The organism is Candidatus Kryptoniota bacterium, from assembly GCA_036567965.1.
Classification (GTDB): domain Bacteria; phylum Bacteroidota; class Ignavibacteria; order Kryptoniales; family JAKASW01; genus JAKASW01.
In genome coordinates this window covers 91,751-112,641 of sequence record DATCTN010000018.1, presented here as the reverse complement: position 1 = coordinate 112,641, position 20,891 = coordinate 91,751, and the positions used below count along the sequence as shown (strand labels likewise).

22 protein-coding genes and 1 tRNA gene are annotated in these 20,891 nt (G+C 49.8%); 22 read left to right on the top strand and 1 reads right to left on the bottom strand.

Annotation, left to right across the window (positions count from 1 at the left end):
* Positions 1 to 37 precede the first annotated feature (37 nt).
* From VIS48_07635 to trxB, 8 genes are all read left to right on the top strand, one after another.
* Positions 38 to 604: a hypothetical protein gene (locus VIS48_07635; protein ID HEY9166015.1), complete on the top strand. Its 567-nt coding sequence runs from the start codon at positions 38 to 40 to the stop codon at positions 602 to 604.
* Between the two features lie 245 nt (positions 605 to 849).
* Complete coding sequence (locus VIS48_07630; protein ID HEY9166014.1) at positions 850 to 1,203, top strand: hypothetical protein; 354 nt, start codon at positions 850 to 852, stop codon at positions 1,201 to 1,203.
* A 453-nt stretch (positions 1,204 to 1,656) separates the two neighbouring features.
* A complete protein-coding gene (locus VIS48_07625) occupies positions 1,657 to 1,995 on the top strand; it encodes a YfhL family 4Fe-4S dicluster ferredoxin (protein ID HEY9166013.1) in 339 nt (112 codons plus the stop codon).
* A gap of 137 nt (positions 1,996 to 2,132) precedes the next feature.
* The gene (locus tag VIS48_07620; GenBank protein ID HEY9166012.1) at positions 2,133 to 2,987 is read left to right on the top strand and encodes an MBL fold metallo-hydrolase; all 855 of its coding nucleotides are present in this window, start codon (positions 2,133 to 2,135) and stop codon (positions 2,985 to 2,987) included.
* A gap of 431 nt (positions 2,988 to 3,418) precedes the next feature.
* Positions 3,419 to 3,802, top strand: a complete 384-nt coding sequence (locus tag VIS48_07615) for a Rieske (2Fe-2S) protein (protein ID HEY9166011.1) — start codon at positions 3,419 to 3,421, stop codon at positions 3,800 to 3,802.
* Complete coding sequence (gene queG / locus VIS48_07610) at positions 3,796 to 4,761, top strand: tRNA epoxyqueuosine(34) reductase QueG (GenBank protein ID HEY9166010.1); 966 nt, start codon at positions 3,796 to 3,798, stop codon at positions 4,759 to 4,761. The genes VIS48_07615 and queG overlap by 7 nt, the downstream gene beginning before the upstream one ends.
* A gap of 141 nt (positions 4,762 to 4,902) precedes the next feature.
* The gene (locus VIS48_07605) at positions 4,903 to 5,571 is read left to right on the top strand and encodes an HAD family phosphatase (protein HEY9166009.1); all 669 of its coding nucleotides are present in this window, start codon (positions 4,903 to 4,905) and stop codon (positions 5,569 to 5,571) included.
* Positions 5,568 to 6,509 (top strand): thioredoxin-disulfide reductase, encoded by a 942-nt coding sequence (gene trxB / locus VIS48_07600; protein HEY9166008.1) that lies wholly within the window; start codon positions 5,568 to 5,570, stop codon positions 6,507 to 6,509. Before VIS48_07605 ends, trxB begins: the two co-directional genes overlap by 4 nt.
* A 47-nt stretch (positions 6,510 to 6,556) precedes the next feature.
* On the opposite strand, the gene VIS48_07595 is transcribed toward trxB, so the two are convergent.
* A complete protein-coding gene (locus tag VIS48_07595; protein HEY9166007.1) occupies positions 6,557 to 6,976 on the bottom strand; it encodes a hypothetical protein in 420 nt (139 codons plus the stop codon).
* 1,042 nt (positions 6,977 to 8,018) lie between these two features.
* On the opposite strand from VIS48_07595, the gene VIS48_07590 reads away from it, so the two are divergent.
* The 14 genes from VIS48_07590 to VIS48_07525 all read left to right on the top strand — a co-directional run bounded on the left by VIS48_07590 (position 8,019) and on the right by VIS48_07525 (position 20,867).
* Positions 8,019 to 8,405 carry a co-chaperone GroES family protein gene (locus VIS48_07590; GenBank protein ID HEY9166006.1) on the top strand — a complete coding sequence of 129 codons (387 nt, stop codon included), beginning with the start codon at positions 8,019 to 8,021 and terminating at the stop codon, positions 8,403 to 8,405.
* Between the two features lie 90 nt (positions 8,406 to 8,495).
* Positions 8,496 to 9,116, top strand: a complete 621-nt coding sequence (locus VIS48_07585; GenBank protein ID HEY9166005.1) for a DUF3109 family protein — start codon at positions 8,496 to 8,498, stop codon at positions 9,114 to 9,116.
* 18 nt (positions 9,117 to 9,134) lie between these two features.
* The gene (gene rpoN, locus VIS48_07580; GenBank protein HEY9166004.1) at positions 9,135 to 10,586 is read left to right on the top strand and encodes an RNA polymerase factor sigma-54; all 1,452 of its coding nucleotides are present in this window, start codon (positions 9,135 to 9,137) and stop codon (positions 10,584 to 10,586) included.
* A gap of 4 nt (positions 10,587 to 10,590) precedes the next feature.
* Positions 10,591 to 10,818 (top strand): hypothetical protein, encoded by a 228-nt coding sequence (locus tag VIS48_07575; protein HEY9166003.1) that lies wholly within the window; start codon positions 10,591 to 10,593, stop codon positions 10,816 to 10,818.
* Positions 10,819 to 10,867: 49 nt separating this feature from the next.
* Complete coding sequence (gene hslV, locus VIS48_07570) at positions 10,868 to 11,419, top strand: ATP-dependent protease subunit HslV (protein HEY9166002.1); 552 nt, start codon at positions 10,868 to 10,870, stop codon at positions 11,417 to 11,419.
* A gap of 1 nt (position 11,420) precedes the next feature.
* The gene (hslU, locus tag VIS48_07565; GenBank protein HEY9166001.1) at positions 11,421 to 12,812 is read left to right on the top strand and encodes an ATP-dependent protease ATPase subunit HslU; all 1,392 of its coding nucleotides are present in this window, start codon (positions 11,421 to 11,423) and stop codon (positions 12,810 to 12,812) included.
* A gap of 232 nt (positions 12,813 to 13,044) precedes the next feature.
* Positions 13,045 to 14,013 carry a GNAT family N-acetyltransferase gene (locus tag VIS48_07560; GenBank protein ID HEY9166000.1) on the top strand — a complete coding sequence of 323 codons (969 nt, stop codon included), beginning with the start codon at positions 13,045 to 13,047 and terminating at the stop codon, positions 14,011 to 14,013.
* Complete coding sequence (locus VIS48_07555; protein ID HEY9165999.1) at positions 14,013 to 15,467, top strand: oligosaccharide flippase family protein; 1,455 nt, start codon at positions 14,013 to 14,015, stop codon at positions 15,465 to 15,467. The genes VIS48_07560 and VIS48_07555 overlap by 1 nt, the downstream gene beginning before the upstream one ends.
* Positions 15,468 to 15,504: 37 nt before the next feature.
* Complete coding sequence (locus tag VIS48_07550; protein HEY9165998.1) at positions 15,505 to 16,128, top strand: O-methyltransferase; 624 nt, start codon at positions 15,505 to 15,507, stop codon at positions 16,126 to 16,128.
* Between the two features lie 10 nt (positions 16,129 to 16,138).
* Positions 16,139 to 16,402 (top strand): hypothetical protein, encoded by a 264-nt coding sequence (locus VIS48_07545; protein HEY9165997.1) that lies wholly within the window; start codon positions 16,139 to 16,141, stop codon positions 16,400 to 16,402.
* A 90-nt stretch (positions 16,403 to 16,492) separates the two neighbouring features.
* The gene (locus tag VIS48_07540) at positions 16,493 to 17,101 is read left to right on the top strand and encodes a 2,3-bisphosphoglycerate-dependent phosphoglycerate mutase (protein ID HEY9165996.1); all 609 of its coding nucleotides are present in this window, start codon (positions 16,493 to 16,495) and stop codon (positions 17,099 to 17,101) included.
* Between the two features lie 28 nt (positions 17,102 to 17,129).
* Positions 17,130 to 17,720, top strand: a complete 591-nt coding sequence (locus tag VIS48_07535) for a GNAT family protein (protein ID HEY9165995.1) — start codon at positions 17,130 to 17,132, stop codon at positions 17,718 to 17,720.
* Between the two features lie 92 nt (positions 17,721 to 17,812).
* Positions 17,813 to 17,886 (top strand) — tRNA-Met (locus VIS48_07530).
* A 923-nt stretch (positions 17,887 to 18,809) separates the two neighbouring features.
* Complete coding sequence (locus tag VIS48_07525; GenBank protein ID HEY9165994.1) at positions 18,810 to 20,867, top strand: T9SS type A sorting domain-containing protein; 2,058 nt, start codon at positions 18,810 to 18,812, stop codon at positions 20,865 to 20,867.
* The last annotated feature ends 24 nt before the right edge of the window (positions 20,868 to 20,891 follow it).

Here is a 20,891-nt window from a genome sequence, read left to right as displayed (position 1 = left end):
GTAATCCAATTTTCTGGCACAAAATTACGGGGGAAGGATGGGCAGAGACGACGGGTGTGTGAAGACCGCGCTGATTGCGGCATTCATGATGGATAAGCCGAGACTCGTCAAGGTCATCGCAACCGCGGAGAGGATGCTTCACCGCACCACTTATGGCAATACCGAAAGAGCAATCACTGCCGAAGACTTGGTGCAGGGACTTGTCGCGGACGCCCTGTGCGGTACTCGCACATGGGACATGGACAAGATGCCTGGATTTGACGGGTGGATCATTACCCAGCTGAGAAGTGAAATGTATAACCTGGTACACAATCAGGTTCATCACTCTTCGCTTGAAAAGGAGTTATCCGATAAAGGGATCGACATCCCTGGGAGTCTGGACCACGTCAAGCACTATGAGAGCAGCGAGTTTGTTGAAAGACTTAAGAGCATGCTCAAACAAGATGGGGTCGAGTATTCAGTTCTTGCCGGTATGCTCCAGGATATGACGAACGATCAAATCGCTTCGAATCTCATGTTACACCCTTCGGAGGTCTTAAATGCCAAGAAAAGAATCAAACGAAAGGGGGACAAACTTCTCAAAGGCACGCGCAAGTCGGGTTAATAAATTCTCTACTTTGACTTGGCCGCCTCGTCGAACCGATATACCCGGGGTCGGGTGCGGTTAGAATCGAAGGAGGCATCACTTCCGCCCCCAGAGGCTCTCTTTGCGCGGCGGATAGTTACTTGCCGGCTTAGATCAATGTAGAGCGTCTTGTCGAATCAATGGAGACCCGTCCGCATATCTCATCGATCTTGATTAGCGACTACGTCTGAGATTTTGAATTAAAGCATGAAGGAGAACATAAGATGGATCGGGACACTTTCATAGATTTTTACTCCGACATGAGCGACGAAGACCCGGAGTACATACGGCGATATCTTGCCGACCAAGGAATAGATGTGGACGCATTCCAAAACATGCTTCTGGAGATCGTAGCCAGGTACAGGGCTGAACTCGCGGCAATGGAGGAGAGAGGCTGCACTCTCACACCTGAAGAACTCAGACAGAGGCTGCTGTCGAAGGGAGACTTCGCAAAGCAAGCCTCTCAGGAAGACACCGGCAATAAAACTCCTAACGCTATTCAGGAGGTGAAGTCGGTCCCAAAGGGATTATGTGCGAAGAAAAAGAACCCGCATAACCACCCGGTCGAGCCTGTTTGATATTTACTCCTCCGGGATGACACCTCCAATCCCCCCAGCCGCGCGGTAGTGGGCTGCTTTCAAAGTGAAGTGACATTTGTGTTTTTTTTCACGCAGAGCTACCTTGCGAAGGTTTCTGACCAAAAGCCTAGCTACCTTCGCAAGGTTTCGACCCAGCCGTCAAACTGAGCCAGCACCAGCAGCGCCCGGCTGTTGAATTTTTTCCCCATTTGAAATATATTTTATGTGTCGATGTGCCGCGACGATAACGTTGTGAAACGTTAAAGAAGTCGATTTTCTTGCCAAAAATAACATTGAGCCATTCAGGCCCGGAAATTGTACCTGATGTGATGAAGCTTTTTGACAACGATGGCAGTGGTAAATAGATAACCGATACCGGCGGGTTATGGCGGGCAATTCTTTCCCCGTCGCACACTCGAGACCGGTATCGATCAGTAAAAAAGGAGAATATTAATGGCTACGTTTATCACCGAAGAGTGCATTAACTGTGGCGCATGCGAGCCTGAATGCCCTAACACAGCAATCTATGCTGGCGGCGTCGAATGGGAACTCTCCGGAGAAAAACATCCACCGGTTTCCAACGACTTCTATTATATCGTTCCTGAAAAGTGCACCGAATGCGTCGGACACCACGAGCAGGAACAATGTGCAGCCGTGTGCCCGGTGGATTGCTGCATTCCTGATCCTAATCATCCCGAAACAGAAGAAGTTCTGTTCGCGCGGGCAATACAGCTCAATCCGCAGCTGGCTGGACTTGAACTCGCTCCGGCGAACTCGAGATTTCGCAAATAAACTTATTTGTAAATAACGCCTGCATGGCCGGGTTTAACTCCCCGGCCTTTTTTATTTTATAGCGTACGGCGGCAAACTTTTACAGGCCGTTCTCGTGTTCTATCTCTGAATGATTATGGAACAACATTGGAGAATGAATGAGAATTGGAAATTACACTTTGTCATCACTGGAATCGGGTCGATTCTTCCTTGACGGGGGCGCGATGTTCGGAGTCGTCCCGAAGGTGATCTGGAATAAAACGAATCCCGCTGACCAGAGAAACAGGATCGAGCTTGCACTCAGAGTCCTCATCATCAGGGGCGAAGGACGCAATGTTATTGTCGATACCGGTATCGGCGAGAACTGGGATCCAAAATTCGCCGACATATACGGGGTCGATCATTCGTCTGTTACACTTGACAAATCGCTTGCGAAGATCGGTCTCGCTGTCGCTGACATAACAGACGTCATTATAACCCATCTTCATTTCGACCATACTGGTGGGGCGATGGTCAAAGGCGCCAGCGGATCGATGCAACCGGCCTTTCCGAACGCAAAGTACTTCATTCAGAAAAAACACTACGAATGGGCTGTCAAACCCTCGGAGAAGGACAAGGCGAGTTTTGTCGCCGAGAGATTTGTCCCATTGTACGAACAGGGAAAGTTGGCGCTCCTCGATGGTGAAATGGAGCTTCGTCCCGGCATTTACATCAAGCTCTCAGACGGGCACACGATCGCGCAGCAGACGGTTCTTGTTACTGATGGGACGAAGACACTCTATCATCCCGGCGACATGATACCGACGTCATCCCACGTTCCGCTTCCGTTCATAATGGGCTACGACAATTATCCCTTGATCACACTTGAAGAGAAAGCGGACATTCTGAGAAAGGCGGCGGACAGGAATTGGATTTTATTTTTCGAGCACGACCCGAGGCACGCAGCAACGCTCGTAGAAAGAACCGAGAGGGGATTTAGGGCAGGAGAACCGATCGATCTAGAATCCGACTGAAGTGAAGAGAAATTAAAACACAGAGACCCAGAGGATGATATCTCCTCTCTGTGTCTCCTGTGTCTCCCGTGGTTGAATCTAAACACAGAGACACAGAGGCACGGGGAGTAATGTCTTCCCTCTGTGTCTCCTGTGTCTCTTGTGGTTGAATTAAAACACCGAGGCACGGAGGCACGGGGAGTAATGTCTTCCCTCTGTGTCTCCTGTGTCTCTTGTGGTTGAATTAAAACACAGAGGCACAGAGGCACGGGGAGTAATGTCTTCCCTCTGTGTCTCCTGTGTCTCTTGTGGTTGAATTAAAACACCGAGGCACGCCTGCGTGCCGGAACCAACTCTGATAATACTTCGGCGTGCAGGCACGGAGAATAATATTCTCCTCTGTGTCTCCGTGTCTCTTGTGGTTAAATTAAGGCTGAGATGTGGATTGCACTTTGACTGATCTTAAGAAAGTTGCACGCTTGAACGACCTTCGCGAAGGTAAGGGAATCGTGCGCAAGCTTGAGGACGACGACATCGCACTTGTAAAGCTCGAAGGCGAAGTCCACGCATTCATAAATGTCTGTCCTCATCAACATACACCGCTCGTCGACAAAACGGGCGGTCAAATTGCAGACGGAAACCTCACCTGCCCAATGCACGGCTGGACCTTCGAACTCAAATCCGGAAAGTGCGTGAACGTGCCGTCTTACGGCATCCCGCATTCAGATGAGACTACAATGATGAGCGGGAAAAGTGGTAAGCTGCGAATGCTCGAAGTGAAGATCGAAAATGAAACCGTGTTTGTCAAAATGCCCGGGAGAAATTCGCTGTGGTGAAATTGACCTCGTCGGAGATCGTGAAAGCCCTCGCGACAAAAGAAGGTTTCGACCTCGTAGGAATCGCAGAAGCCAAACAGCTCGGTCCGGAAGGAGAGAGACTCTACGAGTGGCTCTCGAGAGGACACAACGCAAGCATGGACTGGATGGCGAGAAGCCGCGAGAAAAGAATCGATCCGCGTAAAATCGTCGAAGGTGCGAAGTCTGTCATCTCACTTGCCAGGAATTACTATTACCCGGTCGAGCATCCTCAAGGGCCCGCAAAGATTTCACGCTATGCGTGGGGAGACGATTACCACATTGTGATTGAGGAAAAGTTGAAACATCTCGTTGCATCGCTTAAATCGGAATTTCCGGGTAGGAAATTCGTCCATTATTGCGACACCGGTCCCGTGATGGACAAGGCTTGGGCGCAGCGAGCGGGCGTAGGATGGATTGGTAAACATACCAACGCGATCAACACATCCATCGGCTCATGGTTCTTTCTATCCGAGATTATCACAGACCTTGAGTGCGAGTACGATACACCTGCAATGGACCACTGCGGGGAATGCCGCGCATGCATCGACGCATGTCCGACTCACGCGCTCGACGAACCTTATGTTCTCGATTCAAACAAGTGCATATCATTCCTAACCATCGAGAACCGTGACGACACCATCCACGAAGATCTCGCTCGCAATCTGCAGAACTGGATCTTCGGATGCGATATATGTCAGGAAGTCTGTCCGTGGAATTTGAAATTCCAAAAGCCGACGGATGAAGCGCGATTTGCTCCACGCCAGGGAAACCTGAATCTAAATGTGGACGACGCTCATCTAATAAGTCAGGAGGAGTTCGCCAGGCGTTTCAGTCGCAGTCCGGTCAAACGCGCGAAACACAGCGGCTTCATTCGAAATGCGAAAGCTTTAATAGTCAATAAAACTAATTCTGAATCCGGAAATAAAGCCGACAATTAACATCAACGACATTCATTCACGCCTCCTTACCTCTGCGCCTCTGTCCCTTTGTGCCTTTGTCCCTCTTTCCAATTTTATCTATCTTAATTTTCGGAACGAACAAATTTGTAAGGTTTCATATCAATCAGGAGAGACTAACTAGTGTACGCAGGATTCATATTCGATCTAGACGGTGTATTGATAGACAGTTCAAGAATTCATTTTACAGGTTGGAGAAAAGTGTTGAACGAACTCGGCAGAGATGTCGAATACGAAACTTTTCTTAAGTCTTATTTCGGCAGGAGAGGTGCGGACACACTTGAGCAGGTTTTCGGAAAAGGGAAGTTTACTCCTGAAGAAGCGAAAAATCTCTCCGACCGGATCGACGCGAACTTTGTAGATACCGTCGCTCAACTCGGGGTACCGGTAAAAGGTGCTTTCGAATTCATCGATATGTTGAAAGAAAAGGGACGGAAGGTCGCGCTGGCCACTTCTGCGCCTCGCCAGAACGTCGACGCATTTCTCGACGCGTTCTCATTGTCGGGAGTATTCGACGCTGAAGTCTGTGCAGATAACGTCTCTCGCGGGAAACCCGATCCGGAGGTTTTCCTCAAAGCCGCCGCACTTATCGGGGAGAAACCCGAAGATTGCGTCGTGTTCGAGGATTCGTACCCCGGTGTTATTGCCGCTAAAGCGGCCGGATCAACCTGCGTGGCGCTCCTGACGACCACAACTCGTAAAGTCTTAAGCAAAGCTGATTTCTTCATAAAGGATTTCACCGACGGAGAATTACAGAAAATATTTCGTGTGAACGCTAAGGAGAAAGTATGAGTCATAAGAAGGTTGTGATAATCGGTTCCGGACCAGCAGGTCTCACCGCAGCTATCTACACTGCCCGTGCGAACCTCGAACCTGTAATATTTGAAGGGAGTCAGCCTGGCGGGCAACTCACGATCACAACAGAGGTGGAGAACTATCCGGGATTTGCAGACGGAATAATGGGCCCCGAGCTGATGGACATAATGAAGAAACAGGCCGAAAGATTTGGAGCGAAGTCTATTTTTAAAGATGTGACATCGGTAGACCTTTCCAAGCGACCGTTTATTGTTAAAACAGATAACGAAACGTATACGGCCGATTCAATTATAATTTCCACAGGCGCGTCGGCGAAATTAATCGGTATCGAATCTGAAAGATCGCTTATGGGTTACGGCGTGTCCGCTTGCGCGACGTGCGACGGATTTTTCTTCAAAGGTCGTGAAGTAATAGTTGTAGGCGGAGGGGATACCGCGATGGAAGAAGCGACATTCCTTACGAAGTTCGCGAGCAAAGTCACGGTCATCCACAGACGTGATGCCCTGCGTGCGTCGAAGATCATGCAGGAACGTGCATTCTCCAATCCGAAAATAAAATTCGTGTGGAATTCGGTTGTGGACGAAATCCTGGGCGTTACGGAGAAACACGTCCGTGGTGTTGTGCTGAAGAATGTCGTCGACGGGTCGAGATCAGAAATGAAATGCGACGGCGTGTTCGTCGCGATCGGCCATCAGCCCAATACTTCCATATTCGCGGGACAACTCAAGATGGATGATGCCGGTTACGTCATTACGCGGAATGGTTCAACAGAGACGAGTGTCTCCGGAGTTTTCGCTGCCGGTGATGTTGCCGACAAAAAATACCGACAGGCTGTTACAGCGGCCGGGACGGGATGCATGGCCGCGATCGACGCGGAGAAGTATCTCGGGAGCCTCCATCTTCAATCGGACTAAAACAGGATTAATGAAGGCGGCGCCATGGGGACGCCGCCTCACCCATTTTATTTCGCTGGTGCTTGCGCGGATTTCTCCTTGAAAACATATGACAGCGCAACGCCCGCGATGATGTACTCAATTATTCCGTAAATGAACCATTGTAATGCCAGCGAATACGGGATCGCGACCATGGCATAGGTTCCGTAAGCCATCCCCACACTCATCCAGACTCCGATATAAAAGCCGTATCGCACTCCTTCCATGACGCCTTTCTTTTCGTACCCCTTCGAAAAAATAAACGTGAAGAAAAATGCGGTGAAGACATTAATGACATGGTATATCCAGATTTTGGAGTTCATGTCGGGACGCCAAACGCCCTGGACAGACTGGTACGTACTCGCGAGCAATACGCCATCCACCAGGATCATGAGGAGCTCAAGGACTATGAAGACCACCAGGGCCCCCAGCCATACCTTCTTGTTCATTGTGCCTCCATTTTGATGGTTTTGGAATAATCTGACAACTGCAACGGAATTCTAGCAAACATCCGGGTAAGATTCAAATATGTTCAGCTTATCTTAGCACCTGAGTCATATATCCATCCTCAAGACATCGCAACAGCATTTTCCCCCTTTCCCAAAGGCACGAACACTTTCCCCCTTTCCCAAATGGGGACAAAAGGAGGATTTGCACACTCACAGGTTGAACTCCTCCTTTCTCTTTTTCCCGATACCATAAGCATTTAACTTTTTTCAAAGCCAGAACTTTCCCCCTTTCCCAAAGGGGGACTAAGGGGGATTTGCTCACTCACAGTTTGAACTCCTCCCTTCTCTTTTTCCCGATACCATAATCATTTTTCTACTTTCAAAGCCTCACACTTTCCCCCTTTCCCAAAGGCGGATCAAGGGGGATTTGCTTACTCACAGTTTGAACTCCTCCTTTCCCTTTTTTCCGATACCATTAGCAATTTTCTTTTTTCAAAGCTAAAACTTTCCCCCTTTCCCAAAGGGGGACAAAAGGGGGATTTGCTTACTCACAGGTTGAACTCCTCCTTTCTCTTTTTCCCGATCCATTAGCAATTTTCTATTTTCAAAGCCTCACACTTTCCCCCTTTCCCAAAGGGGGACTAAGGGGGATTTGCTCTCGGTTATGCTAAACTTCTTCCGTAACATTTTTACCCATCGGACTAGCACGAACACTTTCCCCCTTTCCTAAAGGGGGACAAAAGGGGGATTTGCTCACTCACAGTTTGAACTCCTCCCTTCTCTTTTTCCCGATACCATAATCATTTTTCTACTTTCAAAGCCACCACTTTCCCCCTTTCCCAAAGGGGGACTAAGGGGGATTTGCTCACTCCCACATTGCGCCACTACCTCAGCATAGGACTGACACTCTCCTCTTTTCCCAAAGCACCAACATTTTCCCCCTTTCCCAAAGGGGGATTAAGGGGGATTTGCAAAGTATAGATTCATTATCTCCGCATTGAAAGCATATCTTCCCGTTTCATCTTATATTATCGGTGAATCGATGGACACCAAAACCCACAGGAAAATTGTACTCGTCGGTGATAAAGTGCTCATATCACCCGATAAGAACCAGGAAAAAACAGAACACGGATTATATCTTCCGCCGGGTGTGAAAGAAAAAGACAGGGTACAGGGTGGAATTGTAGTCCAGGTCGGTCCGGGATTCGCGATCGCCAACCCGAACTTCATCGATCAGGAACCGTGGTCGACTTCGCCTCGGGACCCGGTGAAATACATCCCCCTTCAAGCTGAGGCGGGCGATTACGCGCTTTTCCTCCGCGATCAGGCCGTCGAAATCGAATACGAAGGCGAAAAGTATTTTATCGTAGGTCATTCGTCGATCCTGATGCTTGTGCGCCATTCTAATTTCCTGGAATCCGCCCTCTAGAAGAATTTTGCCGGTTCCAGGAATTCCGGCTATCAAATCCCGTTCCACGTTTGTTTCAAGTTAGGCATTCAGTTGTTAACTTAATCAGCGATGAAAGAGCTGATAATTGTCGACGATGTTGCAGTGGAAGCGGGCCTTCTCGGCCGCAAATTTGCCTGCGATATCCTGAAATGTCGCGGCGCGTGCTGCAGTCTCCCCGGGGGACGAGGAGCGCCCCTTCTCGATTCTGAAATCGAGGCCATAGAGGCGACACTACCTTCAGTGCTCCCGCTTCTAAGCGACGAGAAGAGGGAAAGGATATCACACGTCGGTTTCTACGAAGGTGTCAAAGGAGATTATGCCACTACATGTGTCAACGACGAGGATTGCATATTTGTTTATCGCGAAAAAGGTATTGCTAAGTGCGCCATCGAACGCGCATTCAATGAGGGCAAGACGAACTTTCAGAAGCCGATTTCATGTCACCTCTACCCGATTCGAGTCAATAAGTTCGGCGGCGATGCGCTGCGATATCACCGGATACTCGAGTGCAAGCCCGCAATAGCAAGAGGTGAAGCGGAAAATACAAGTGTAGTGGATTTCCTGAAGGGACCGCTCGTCCGGCGGTATGGAAATGAATGGTATGCAAAACTCAAATCGTATGGGAAGTCGATAATAGAAGAGTCAATACATGTTACCTCGGAGACCGAGGAGACTTCGGGACGACAGTGATGGGAGTATTTTACTGAGATGCTGAAATTTGGACAGACACAGAGGATGAGCCAGGAGCTTCGGCTCCAGCCCCAGCAGATACTTTATTATGATTTGCTCCAGCAGCCGATATTTGCCCTGCAGCAAAGACTCAGGACCGAGCTCGATGAGAATCCTGTCCTTGAGCTCGAGGAAGCAGAAGAACTCTCGGAAGAACCCGAGACGGAACTGAAAGACTCGGAAGATAAACAGGACGACCCGATCGATGAACCCGAATTCAGCGATGTCGATCTTGACGAGTTCAGGAACGATGAAACCGACTATCGCCTGAAGAAACGTCCCGATAATGATGAAGAGTTTGAATTTGCGCCGCCGGCAATCGACACAATGTACGACCATCTTCTCCAGCAGCTCCAGCTCCTCGATTTTAACAATGACGAGAAGAGACTCGGAGAAGAAATAATAGGTGATATAGACGACGACGGATATCTCAGGGAAGACCTCCAGAAAATTGTAGACGACACGAACCTCGCTTTTCAGATGAGCCTCACTATTCAGGACGCTGAAAAAGTTTTAGCGGGAATTCAGAGTCTCGACCCGGTCGGTGTGGGCTCGAGAAATCTGAGGGAGTGTCTCCTTGTCCAGTTGAGAGCGAGAGCTGAAGCGGATCCTCAGGAGCACACCGTCGCATTTCGGATAATCGAAGAGGGCTTTGAAGATTACTCGAATCACCGGTATGACCAGCTTGCCCGGAAGTTGAACATTACCCCCGAGGAGATCAGGACGGCAGATGCGATCATCAGGAAACTCAATCCCAAGCCGGGCGAAGGATTCATGGTCCCGCTTGAGACAACCGTAGTCGTCCCCGATTTCGTAGTATCGGAAAACGAGCAGGGGGAACTGATCTTGACCCTTAACGAGCGCGACATGCCTCAGGTGAGGATTAGCCCTCGGTACCTCGACATGATGAAGCAGGCTCGCGGACACAAGACAGATCCTCAAACGAAGGATTTTCTGAAACGAAAGCTTGAATCGGCAAAGTGGTTCGTGAACGCATTGCTGCAGCGGCGGCAGACTATGACGCAGGTGATGCAAGCACTGATAGAGACTCAGCGCGATTTCTTCACGGAAGGACCCGACAATATTCACCCGCTGATATACAGAGACATTGCCGACCGGACTGGTTTCGATATCTCGACTATCAGCCGTGTCGTCAGCGCGAAATATGTGCAGACCGATTATGGCGTCTTTCGGCTGAGAGAACTTTTCAGCGAGGGGCTTAAGACGAACGACGGCGAGGAAGTCGCGACCCGGGAGATCAAGAACAAGATAAAGAGCATGATAGAATCTGAAGAAAAAAATAAACCGCTTAATGACGAAAAGATAACGAAACTCCTGAACCAGCAGGGATACCGGGTGGCGCGGCGGACTGTGACGAAATATCGCGAGCAGTTGAAGATATCCCCCGCCAGAATGCGCCGGGAGGCATGACATAATGGGAATTACAGATACCTCTGATCACATATCCGTTCAGGAAAAAATCAAGCATTATGAAGGCATCGTCTCGCACTACACGAAGAAATATTCGGTGACTTACGAAGAATTCTCCAAATCAATCGCGGGGAAAGCGATGACCGCAGAGATTGAGGACGATCTTCTCGACTGGAAGGAGGCCCTCCTGATGCTCGGCATTTACGAAAGAATATCCGGTGGGTTCGGCTAACCAGGTTGATCCGGTCGGCGGTTTATATAATTATTCCTGGTAATTGAATATGGGCGCATCAAGGAGAACGATGGACATTCACGCGACAACCGTAATCGGCATCATAAAGGACGGGAAGTGCGCGATCGGAAGCGACGGTCAGGTAACGATCGGGCAGGCGGTCATGAAACACAATTCCAAAAAAGTCCGGAAGATATATAATGATGCCGTGTTAGCCGGTTTTGCGGGCGCGTCGGCAGATGCCTTCACCCTTTTCGAGCGGTTCGAGGATAAACTGCAGCAATATCACGGGAATCTCAGCCGCGCGGCTGTCGAGCTCGCGAAAGACTGGCGAATGGACAAGTACCTTCACAGACTCGAAGCACTCCTTGCCGTAATGAACCACGAGACGGCGCTCCTTATCTCCGGAAATGGAGATGTCGTTGAACCTGATGACAAGATTGTCGCAATAGGGTCGGGCGGTAATTACGCGCTGTCCGCCGCAAGAGTGCTGATCAAACATACAAAGCTGTCCGCCCGTGAAATTGTCCTTGAATCTCTCGGGGCTGCTTCCGATATCTGTATTTACACGAACAAGAATTTTTCGATTGAAGAAATTTGACATGCCGAAAGCTCTCAAGCCCGTAGATCCTGTGAAGAACGAACTTACCCCGCGCCAGGTCGTGCGTGAGCTGGACAAGTACATCATCGGCCAGGATGCCGCGAAAAAATCCGTCGCGATCGCGCTGAGGAACCGCTGGCGCCGCCAGCAGGTCCCGGAAAACCTGCGCGAAGAAATAATGCCGAATAATATCATACTTATCGGCCCAACAGGAGTCGGGAAAACCGAAATTGCCAGGAGACTCGCCAGGCTGTCCAACGCGCCGTTCGTCAAAGTCGAAGCTTCGAAGTTTACAGAGGTCGGGTATGTCGGCCGCGACGTCGAATCGATGATACGCGACCTCGCCGAAATAGCAGTTGCAAACGTCAAGACTGAAAAAACTTCCGAAGTCATCGGTCGCGCGAAAGTACTTTCGGAAGAGCGCGTCCTCGACGAGCTCATCCCGATGAAAACTCCGAAGAAACTGAAGGCGGACGGTCCACACGACGGTGAGGAGGACGAAGAACGCAAACAGACGCGAGAGAAACTCCGACTGATGCTTCAGAACGGCGAGCTCGATTCACGCGCGGTGGAAGTGCAGGTGAATACCGACGCAATGCCGATGATGCAGGTGTTCGGTCCGTTCGGCTCAGAGGATCTCGGACCTAACTTCCAGGATCTATTGAGCAACATCATGCCTAAGAAGACAAAGACGAGACGCGTGCCGATCTCGGAGGCATTGAAAATATTTGAACAGGAAGAAGCGCAGAAGCTCGTCGATATGGATAGTGTGGTAAAGGAAGCCGTCAGACGTGTCGAAAACAGCGGCATCGTTTTCATCGACGAGATTGACAAGGTCGCCAGTACCGGCGGAGAGACACACGGTCCTGATGTGTCGCGGGAGGGCGTTCAGAAGGACCTGCTTCCTATCGTGGAAGGCTCGACTGTGATGACGAAGTACGGAATGGTTAAGACCGACCACATACTTTTCATAGCGAGCGGAGCGTTCCATACTTCGAAACCTTCCGACCTGATCCCCGAATTGCAGGGGAGATTTCCTATTCGGGTTGAACTGAACAGCCTGAACGAGGAAGATTTTTACAAGATTCTTACACTTCCTGAAAATGCGCTCATAAAACAGTACACCGCTCTTCTTGCCACCGAAGGTGTCGACATAACGTTCACAGATGATGCGATACACGAGATTGCAAGAGTCGCCACTGAAGTCAATGAGCAGGTGGAAAATATCGGTGCACGAAGACTTCACACGATAATGACGACATTACTCGAGGAAATTCTGTTCGACGTGCCGGACAAAATAGATCAGAAGTTGGTGAATATCACGCGTGAAATGGTAAGCGATCGTCTCAGCAAGATTGTTAAAGACCGCGATTTGAGCAAGTATATACTCTGAGAGCAAATACTAAATCCTAATTTCTAAATTCTAAATGCCGCCTTGTCCGAAGGACTCCTTTCCAACGGAATCATTTTGATCGAAGCGGCAGCCGGACATTCAAATGTCGTGGACGAACAAAATCAAAATTCGAGATTAGAAATTCATAAAAGGAGATAATGTCTTTTGACTTTTGAAAATTTGAGATTGTTTAGGATTTCGTTCTTCGAATTTAGAATTTGTCTCCCCTGAGATGGCTGATCTGAAAATAGAAAAGATCGACGCCGAAGCATACTCGAAATTTCTTGCCAACAATCCACCCTCGTCGCCTTTCTCCCTTCCCGAATTTCTTGCGGCCTACCGCGAAACATTCTCTACGGAGAGTGAACTCCTGTCAATTAATAGGAACGACTCTACCGTCGCGGTTTGTGCTCTCTTTGTGGGACGAAGAGCAAGCCAGAAGCTGGTCAAACTTATGCCCATCCGTCCATATGACGGTGTCCATTTCAGGTCGCTCGAATCCTCGACGAATCAGAAGAGGGAATACGACGTGCTGACGGCGCTCCAGGCTCTGGCCGAATATCTGAAACGCAATTTCGCTTTCTACCAGATGGTCTTCCCGCCTGACACATCCGACATACGGGCATTTCAATGGGACGGCGCCCAGGTCGTAACGAATTACACTTACGTCATGGATCTTCCCGGTTTCACGGAAGATGGCTATACAAAATCTTTGAGAGAAGTGTTGCGTGGCGCGCAAAATTCCGGTCTCGCTGGCGGGATGTGCGGTGTGGATGAGCTCGTGTCACTTCAGCAGCTAAGTTACGAAAGGCACGGCCGGCGTCCCCCGGTATCGGCGGGGAATCTGCTCGCGCTTCTGAAGCGGCTTGATGCGGCAGGATTGCTGCGCACCCGGTGCGTCCGGAACAAGAATGGCAGAGTGGTTTCTGCGATGACCTCTCTTATACGAGGCCGGGGGATGTACCTCTATGTCAGCGGGACGGATGCGATTGCCGAGCGAGGTGCGTCGCATCTCCTTTATCACAATATCCTGAATGAAGAAAAACGCGAGGGAAAAATTTTCGTCGACTTTTGCGGAGCGAACACTCCATCAATAAATCTCTTCAAGTCGGCCTTCGGACCGAGACTTGCGGCGTACTTTAGGGTCTGGCGCGCAAACACATTGATAACCAGATTGGCTTCCCGTTTCAAGAAATTCTGATGGGAAATCCCGAAGAGAATTCGCTGACCCGAAGCGCCGGTCTCGTGGGCGTTTCAAAATTCGTTAACATCCTCGGACTTCTCGCCGCGTCTATGATCCTCACTCGCCTGCTCAACAGATCCGAATATGGAAATTATGAGCAGGTCTGGCTCGTGTACAATTCATTTCTCCCGCTGGTCGGATACGGTCTGAGCAGCGCGATTTATTTTTTCTCTGCAAGAGAAGATAAACGGATTGTCTATGCAGCTGCCTCACTCGGAACGACAATCATCGGAGTGCTGACCGGCATTGTGCTCACCGTTTTCGCGCCTCTGATAGCTCACTGGTTCAAAGCGGACTCTCTAACGATTTACATTCGCATCTTCGCGCTTTACGCGGTACTATCGTCGCCATCGCTTATGTTCGAGTCCGTATTCGTGACCGAAGGCAAAACCGGTCTCCTCCTCATCGGAAATGCCCTCCTGGCAGCCATGTTTGCGGCTGTCGTCATGGTATCGGCTTTGTTCTTCCATAGTCTCACCGTGGTCTTCATTTCGATCGCCGGAGTCGGTCTTGCAAAATCGGCTTTTCTATTCTTCTATCTTATTCGAGAACGGAGGCTCTCCTCGGACAGAATCGGCCCGGCTATGAAGGCACAACTCTTCTATGCTCTTCCCATTCTCATAAGCAGCCTCATGGGAACAGTCAGCAAGCAGATCGACCGATACCTTGTGACCCTTTTCTTCACTCCCGACCAGTTTGCAATCTACGCGATCGGCTCTAAACAAATTCCGATGGTCGCGGTCATCACCGGATCGGCATCAGCCGTCCTATTCCCCGTGTTCAGCGAACTTGGATCAAAGGAAATGAACGCGCAGTTCATCGGCTTATGGCGGAACTCGATTTCGAAGACAGGACTATTCCTCCTCCCGATGATGGTCTTTCTAATGTTCGTCGCCAAGGATTTCATGGGATTCTTCTTCGGTGAGAAATATATCGCGAGCGCAACTATTTTCAGGATCTTTCTTTTTCTTTTACCTCTGAGATTGGTTTTCTACAGCCAGGCACTTTTGTCTCTCGGCAAGCAAAAACTTTATATGTATACATCTATTGCAGAAATGCTTCTCAGCGGATTCGCATCTTACATCATGATGAGACTCTACGGACTTGAAGGGGCGGCGGTGGGAAAGGTGATCGTCAGTTACCTCGAGGTTGCTGTACTGGCATCTGTCCTGATGTTTCTTCTCAAGACTAACGTCAAAGAATTTTTCCCGTGGCTGAAAATTTTGCGGATAGTAGGAATATCACTTGTCGGACTCGGGCCCGTGATCCTGCTCCGGGGTCAGTTCTCAAATGTCTATATCCGGTTTCTCTTTGAAGGCGTTCTCTTCGCGGCAGGGTTCGGTATCCTTGCTATTATTACAAAGTCTCTGCGTATCGTAAGTTTGAGGAAGCTCCAGTTCACGGTAGATTGACGGAGCGGTGACACATCTGTAAAATGAGGGTAAGGAAATGGAAATCGTAAGTCCTGAGATAGAAACCTATATGGGCGAGATCTACGGTGAGAGGCACCGGGTTCTGCGTGAGATGGAAGCCGAAGCGGAGAAGAGAGATTTCCCGATTGTCGGACCATTGGTAGGGAAACTTTTTTTTCAACTTGCGAAAATGACGGGAGCGCGTCGCGTTTTCGAGATGGGATCCGGATACGGCTACTCGGCCTTGTGGTGGGCTCTCGGCATGGAAAGAGGTGAAGTCATCTGCACGGAAGGAAGTGAATCGAACAAATCTTCCGGTGAAAAATATCTGAAGAAGGCCGGACTCCTTGACAAAGTGAAATACCATGTCGGTGACGCGCTTGAGATAATCGACGGAGTCAGAGGAAAATTCGATATAGTTTTCATCGACATCGAGAAACGGGACTATCCGCGAGCACTGCGAAAAGCCGTCCCGCGTGTAAAGAAGGGAGGGCTGATAGTTGCCGATAATGTCCTGTGGTCTGGAAAAGTGGTGGAATCACGCGGAGACGAGTCGACCGAAGGCATAAAGGAATTCAACAGGCTCCTTTTTTCGCTGAAAGAATTCTCGACGAGCATAATTCCTGTGAGAGATGGCGTGGCTGTCGCTTACAAAATCTGAAGGAGACCGGATGATTTTTGTTTATTACCATGTCACCTCATCAGAAGACTTTGAGGCAAGGATCCCGGTCTATTTCCGGAGTGCGCAATCGTTGGGGCTGAAATCAGTAATGCGGAAACATGACGAACCAGGACTCTTCATGGAGATCATCGAGCGAGGAGATGATTCAAAAGAGCGCCTCGAAAAACTGGCGACCTTGCGTTCAACGTCGGGAATCGACAAATTTATTGAGGAGAACCGGATCCACACAGAGATATTCGATCCGTTTCTGTGACACTGGTTTCGCGAGAAGGCGTGGTATGCCGGGTGCTCCACTTCAGTTAAATTCACATTTTGAGAATCATAAAATCGAATCGGAGTAAAAATGTCAAGACTGGTTTTAATTCGACATGGCGAATCACAATGGAATCTCGAAAATCGTTTTACGGGATGGGTCGACGTACCTTTGTCGGAACGCGGAATAAAAGAGGCTGAGTCAGCGGGTGAGAAACTGAAATCGTACAGGTTTGACCAGGGTTATTGTTCAAAATTGAAGAGGGCCATAGACACGCTTGTAATCGTTCTTGAAAAGACAGGTCAAAAGGATTTGCCTATAGAGTACGACACCGCGCTAAATGAGAGACACTATGGAGACTTGCAAGGTCTCAACAAAGCGGAGACCGCGAAGAAGTTCGGAGACGAGCAGGTCCACATATGGAGGAGAAGTTATGACGTTGCGCCGCCAAATGGAGAAAGTCTGAAGGACACGGCGGCGAGAGTACTGCCGTACTGGCGGTTTAAAATTTTTCCCGACGTGAAAGCGGGCAAAGATGTTTTGGTAGTGGCTCACGGCAACAGTCTTCGATCGCTCGTGATGTTCCTGGACAATATGACCAAAGAGCAGGTTCTTGAACTGAACATTCCTACAGGTGTGCCGCTTGTTTATGAGTTCGATGGCGACAAGGTGACGAGTAAGAAATACCTGGAGGGATGATGGGGCAGTCGCTCGCCCATCGTGCTTCATGAAAAAACCTTATCCGTTAACGCTCACGGGTAATTCCGTCGATTTGGTGCCGCTTAGCGCGGAACATCTCGGTGAGCTTTGCGAGGTCGGGCTTGATGAATCGATATGGAAGTGGATCCCTTACGCGGTCCGAAGCGTAGATGAAATGAGAGATTACATTGCAGCGGCACTCCGTGCCCAGGCCGATGGATCTGCGATTCCGTTCGCAATCCTCGAAAGGAATTCGGGCAAGGCGATAGGAAGCACGAGGTATATGAGCATAGACGTCCCGAATAATCGTCTCGAGATCGGAGCCACGTGGATCGGAACAAAGTGGCAGCGGACGCGAGTGAATACGGAAATGAAATATCTAATGCTCAGACACGCGTTTGAAGAACTCGGATGCACGAGAGTGGAGTTGAAGACAGATGCTCTGAATGAGAAATCGCGGAATGCGATTCTCCGGATAGGAGCAAAGGAAGAGGGAACGCTTAGGAAGCATGTTGTAACTTATTCCGGCCGGATCAGGGATACGGTTTACTACAGCATACTCGATACGGAATGGCCACAGGTCCGCTCAGATCTCGGGATGAAACTATCGGGAGCGTAAATATCTTGAAGGAGTTGATCGATTCGGCGTTCACATTGGAACCGAAGTGCACTTCTTGAATCACGATGTCGCGTGCGGTATATTGATTTCAAGGCGGAGTAGCTCAGGTGGTTAGAGCAGTGGAATCATAATCCACGTGTCGGGGGTTCGAGTCCCTCCTCCGCTACTGCTTCACTTAAGTCTCTTCCAATCTTAAATGCTCGCCTTCCCATCCCAGGTTCCCGAAGTGTATAGTTTGTATTTCGTAGATTAGACCGGGATCAAACTGCTAAGGCGACCGAACATGTGTCGGGGGTTCTCCCGAAGGTCCGAAGTCCCGAAGGTCCGAAGGACTCCTTCGGAGGATCCCTTCGGGAGACTCCTTTCCGACGGAATCCTTCGGATCGGAGGATCCGCCTCCGGCGGAGAGTCCCTCCTCCGCCACAATTTCCCTCGAGTTGGTTCAGCCTCACACATTGTTTTGCCTTCATTTGAAATTACAAACGTGAGTTGGGGATGTTAGTCACCCATTCCATGACTTTGCCACCGGCATTGATGTACGTGTGCCATGTTGTGGTGCGAAGGAGGACTCGTAGATACACTCAGGGGACGGTGAGGATGGAGCGAGACTCACCGCGAAACTGGCGTGAGGCCGGTATAGGTCATTGTGATCGTCTGTGAATCCGGGCCAAAGGGCAGGACCCAGACCGATATCCCCCGACTAATTGCAGAACGCTGCCACTGCTCCATCTTATCACCACTTATCCCTTCGACCATGACGCCAGTCACGCTATCCCGGCTGTGCTCCATTACTGTACATTCGTTCAGTTGCGCATGTTGTTTATAACCCTAGTTTGGTACTGAGGATACTAGAGATGATACATATGAGCGGATCGCGAGGAGAATGGTTGCAATTGTTGCGGTAAGTTGTGCTGATATATGAAAAGAGCGTTGGCACATCAAAATGATCGCGAACAAATACGCCGGGACACACTCCCGCTTACTCATGTTGGAGTTAATCTCCGTTCGGTTCAGCGCGTCCGTAAACTTATCTGGACATCATCAGTAGACCTTTTACAATTATTCAATCATAAGGAGGAGGAGTTCTAAATGCGTAATTCACACCGGAATATTCTTTTGTTGATGCTTCTGTCTTTCTGCGGCATCAACCCGTCGTTTGCGCAATGGGTCCAAACCAGCGGGCCCGGAGGAGGGACCATCTTAAGTCTCGCCGCGAGCGGATCAAATCTTGTTGCCGGGACTTCCGCTGGCGTCTTCCTATCAACCAACCAGGGAGCCAGCTGGAAAGCCTCGAATTCCGGCATGACCAATAATCAGATCTGGACTTTGTTTACCAACGGCTCTAATCTTTTTGCGGGCGCCGCTGGAGGCAGTTTTCTATCTACTGACCACGGAGCGACGTGGACGCCGATCAGCTCAGGCTTGTCGAATCTAAGGATTGACGCCATGGCTGCAAGCGGCGGGAATCTTTTTGCAGGGTGTTCCTATCGGGGAATCTTCGTCTCCACCGATAACGGCTCAACTTGGACCGCTACAAAAGATTCAGGTGTGACAATCCAAAGCGTCAGCGGTCTCCTTGCAGGCGGGACCAACCTCTTTTTGGGGACAACAAACGGCGTCTTTCGTTCCACGAACAACGGGACCTACTGGGCAGAATCTGATTCAGGGATGACAAACAAGTATGTGTTCTCGATGGCCGCCATCGATACAAATCTTATTGTGGGAACCGACAATGGTCTTTTCCGCTCCACCAACAACGGGAAGAGCTGGACCGACGTTAGTCCGAGTGGTACGTTCTACAAGGTATTCACTCCGATGGCCGTTGTCGGCACGAATCTGTTTGTGGGGAACGACCAGAACACCCTTTACCTTTCCACCGACAACGGGAACACCTGGAATACAGTTGGTGTATTGCCCGGCTCAACCAATGCCTTTGCCTCGATCGGCTCGGATCTATTTGCGGCGACCGGTGGGGTGGGAATCTTCGTTTCCAGCGACGGCGGTGCAGACTGGACGCCGGCGAGTAACGGAATATCTTTAATGGATGTCTATTCGTTAGACTTTAACGGCTCGAGTCTTTATGCGGGGACATCCAACGGTCTCTTTGTTTCCCCTGATAATGGTACAACCTGGACGCTCGTTGATTCAGGGTTGGGAACAACCTGGATTGGTGGATTTGTGAAGTCGGGTGCAAATCTATTTCTCGCGACAACAAGCGGGGTCTTTCTTTCAACGGACAATGGGACAAGCTGGAATCTGACCAACTCAGGATTATACACTAGTAATATCTATGCTATCGGCGTCAGTGGATCCAATGTAATTGCCGGGGCGTACGGAAATATCTATTATTCAACCGACAACGGTGGCAGCTGGAATCTCGGCATCGATACAACAGTCATCTCTTTTACAACCGTAGGCAATAAGTTGCTTGCCGGAAGCTCGGGGCAAGGAGTCCTTGTCTCGACTGACAACGGAGTGACGTGGACTGGCGCCAATAATGGCATTGGCGACACGGATTATGTTGAAGGCTTTGCCCAAATCGGCTCGAATTTATTCGCCGGGACTTCCGGCCAAGGAGTCTTCCGATCGACCGACAATGGGACAAGTTGGACTGCGGTAAATTCCGGCCTCAACAACATGTACCTCCATACTCTTGCGGTCAGCGGTTCGAACCTTATCGCCGCTACTGACAGCGGTGTGTATGTTTCCACTGACAACGGGACAAGTTGGAGTGGGTTTAATAGCGGTCTACCTAATTTGAGAGTCAATGCACTAGCTGCTAATGGAACAGATGTCTTTGCCGGGAGCTACAATAATTCGGTTTTGATCCGACCGGCATCCCAGATCACGACCGGCGTCAATGAAAATCATAGTGGAACACCCACCGAGTTCTCTCTCTCGCAGAACTATCCCAACCCGTTCAACCCGACAACACTAATCAGTTATCAGTTGCCGGCTGTCAGCCACGTTACACTGACTGTCTACGATATCCTGGGCAGAGAGGTCACTACACTTGTCAACGGCGTTCAGACGGCCGGAACGCATTCAGTCAGTTTCGACGGAAGCAAAATGTCCAGCGGAGTCTACTTCTACAGACTCAAAGCTGGAAGTTTCTCGCAGACAAAGAAACTAATGCTGGTGAAATGATCGGCTGAACACGCAGCTCGACTG

What these genes read in the sequence shown, in the direction of transcription:
- VIS48_07635 (HEY9166015.1), top strand. Translation starts at nt 38, where the DNA reads ATGGGCAGAGACGACGGGTGTGTGAAGACCGCGCTGATTGCGGCATTC.
- VIS48_07630 (HEY9166014.1), top strand. Translation starts at nt 850, where the DNA reads ATGGATCGGGACACTTTCATAGATTTTTACTCCGACATGAGCGACGAA.
- VIS48_07625 (HEY9166013.1), top strand. Translation starts at nt 1,657, where the DNA reads ATGGCTACGTTTATCACCGAAGAGTGCATTAACTGTGGCGCATGCGAG.
- VIS48_07620 (HEY9166012.1), top strand. Translation starts at nt 2,133, where the DNA reads ATGAGAATTGGAAATTACACTTTGTCATCACTGGAATCGGGTCGATTC.
- trxB (HEY9166008.1), top strand. Translation starts at nt 5,568, where the DNA reads ATGAGTCATAAGAAGGTTGTGATAATCGGTTCCGGACCAGCAGGTCTC.
- VIS48_07595 (HEY9166007.1), bottom strand. Translation starts at nt 6,976, where the DNA reads ATGAACAAGAAGGTATGGCTGGGGGCCCTGGTGGTCTTCATAGTCCTT.
- VIS48_07590 (HEY9166006.1), top strand. Translation starts at nt 8,019, where the DNA reads ATGGACACCAAAACCCACAGGAAAATTGTACTCGTCGGTGATAAAGTG.
- VIS48_07585 (HEY9166005.1), top strand. Translation starts at nt 8,496, where the DNA reads ATGAAAGAGCTGATAATTGTCGACGATGTTGCAGTGGAAGCGGGCCTT.
- rpoN (HEY9166004.1), top strand. Translation starts at nt 9,135, where the DNA reads ATGCTGAAATTTGGACAGACACAGAGGATGAGCCAGGAGCTTCGGCTC.
- VIS48_07575 (HEY9166003.1), top strand. Translation starts at nt 10,591, where the DNA reads ATGGGAATTACAGATACCTCTGATCACATATCCGTTCAGGAAAAAATC.
- hslV (HEY9166002.1), top strand. Translation starts at nt 10,868, where the DNA reads ATGGGCGCATCAAGGAGAACGATGGACATTCACGCGACAACCGTAATC.
- hslU (HEY9166001.1), top strand. Translation starts at nt 11,421, where the DNA reads ATGCCGAAAGCTCTCAAGCCCGTAGATCCTGTGAAGAACGAACTTACC.
- VIS48_07560 (HEY9166000.1), top strand. Translation starts at nt 13,045, where the DNA reads ATGGCTGATCTGAAAATAGAAAAGATCGACGCCGAAGCATACTCGAAA.
- VIS48_07555 (HEY9165999.1), top strand. Translation starts at nt 14,013, where the DNA reads ATGGGAAATCCCGAAGAGAATTCGCTGACCCGAAGCGCCGGTCTCGTG.
- VIS48_07550 (HEY9165998.1), top strand. Translation starts at nt 15,505, where the DNA reads ATGGAAATCGTAAGTCCTGAGATAGAAACCTATATGGGCGAGATCTAC.
- VIS48_07545 (HEY9165997.1), top strand. Translation starts at nt 16,139, where the DNA reads ATGATTTTTGTTTATTACCATGTCACCTCATCAGAAGACTTTGAGGCA.
- VIS48_07540 (HEY9165996.1), top strand. Translation starts at nt 16,493, where the DNA reads ATGTCAAGACTGGTTTTAATTCGACATGGCGAATCACAATGGAATCTC.
- VIS48_07535 (HEY9165995.1), top strand. Translation starts at nt 17,130, where the DNA reads ATGAAAAAACCTTATCCGTTAACGCTCACGGGTAATTCCGTCGATTTG.
- VIS48_07525 (HEY9165994.1), top strand. Translation starts at nt 18,810, where the DNA reads ATGCGTAATTCACACCGGAATATTCTTTTGTTGATGCTTCTGTCTTTC.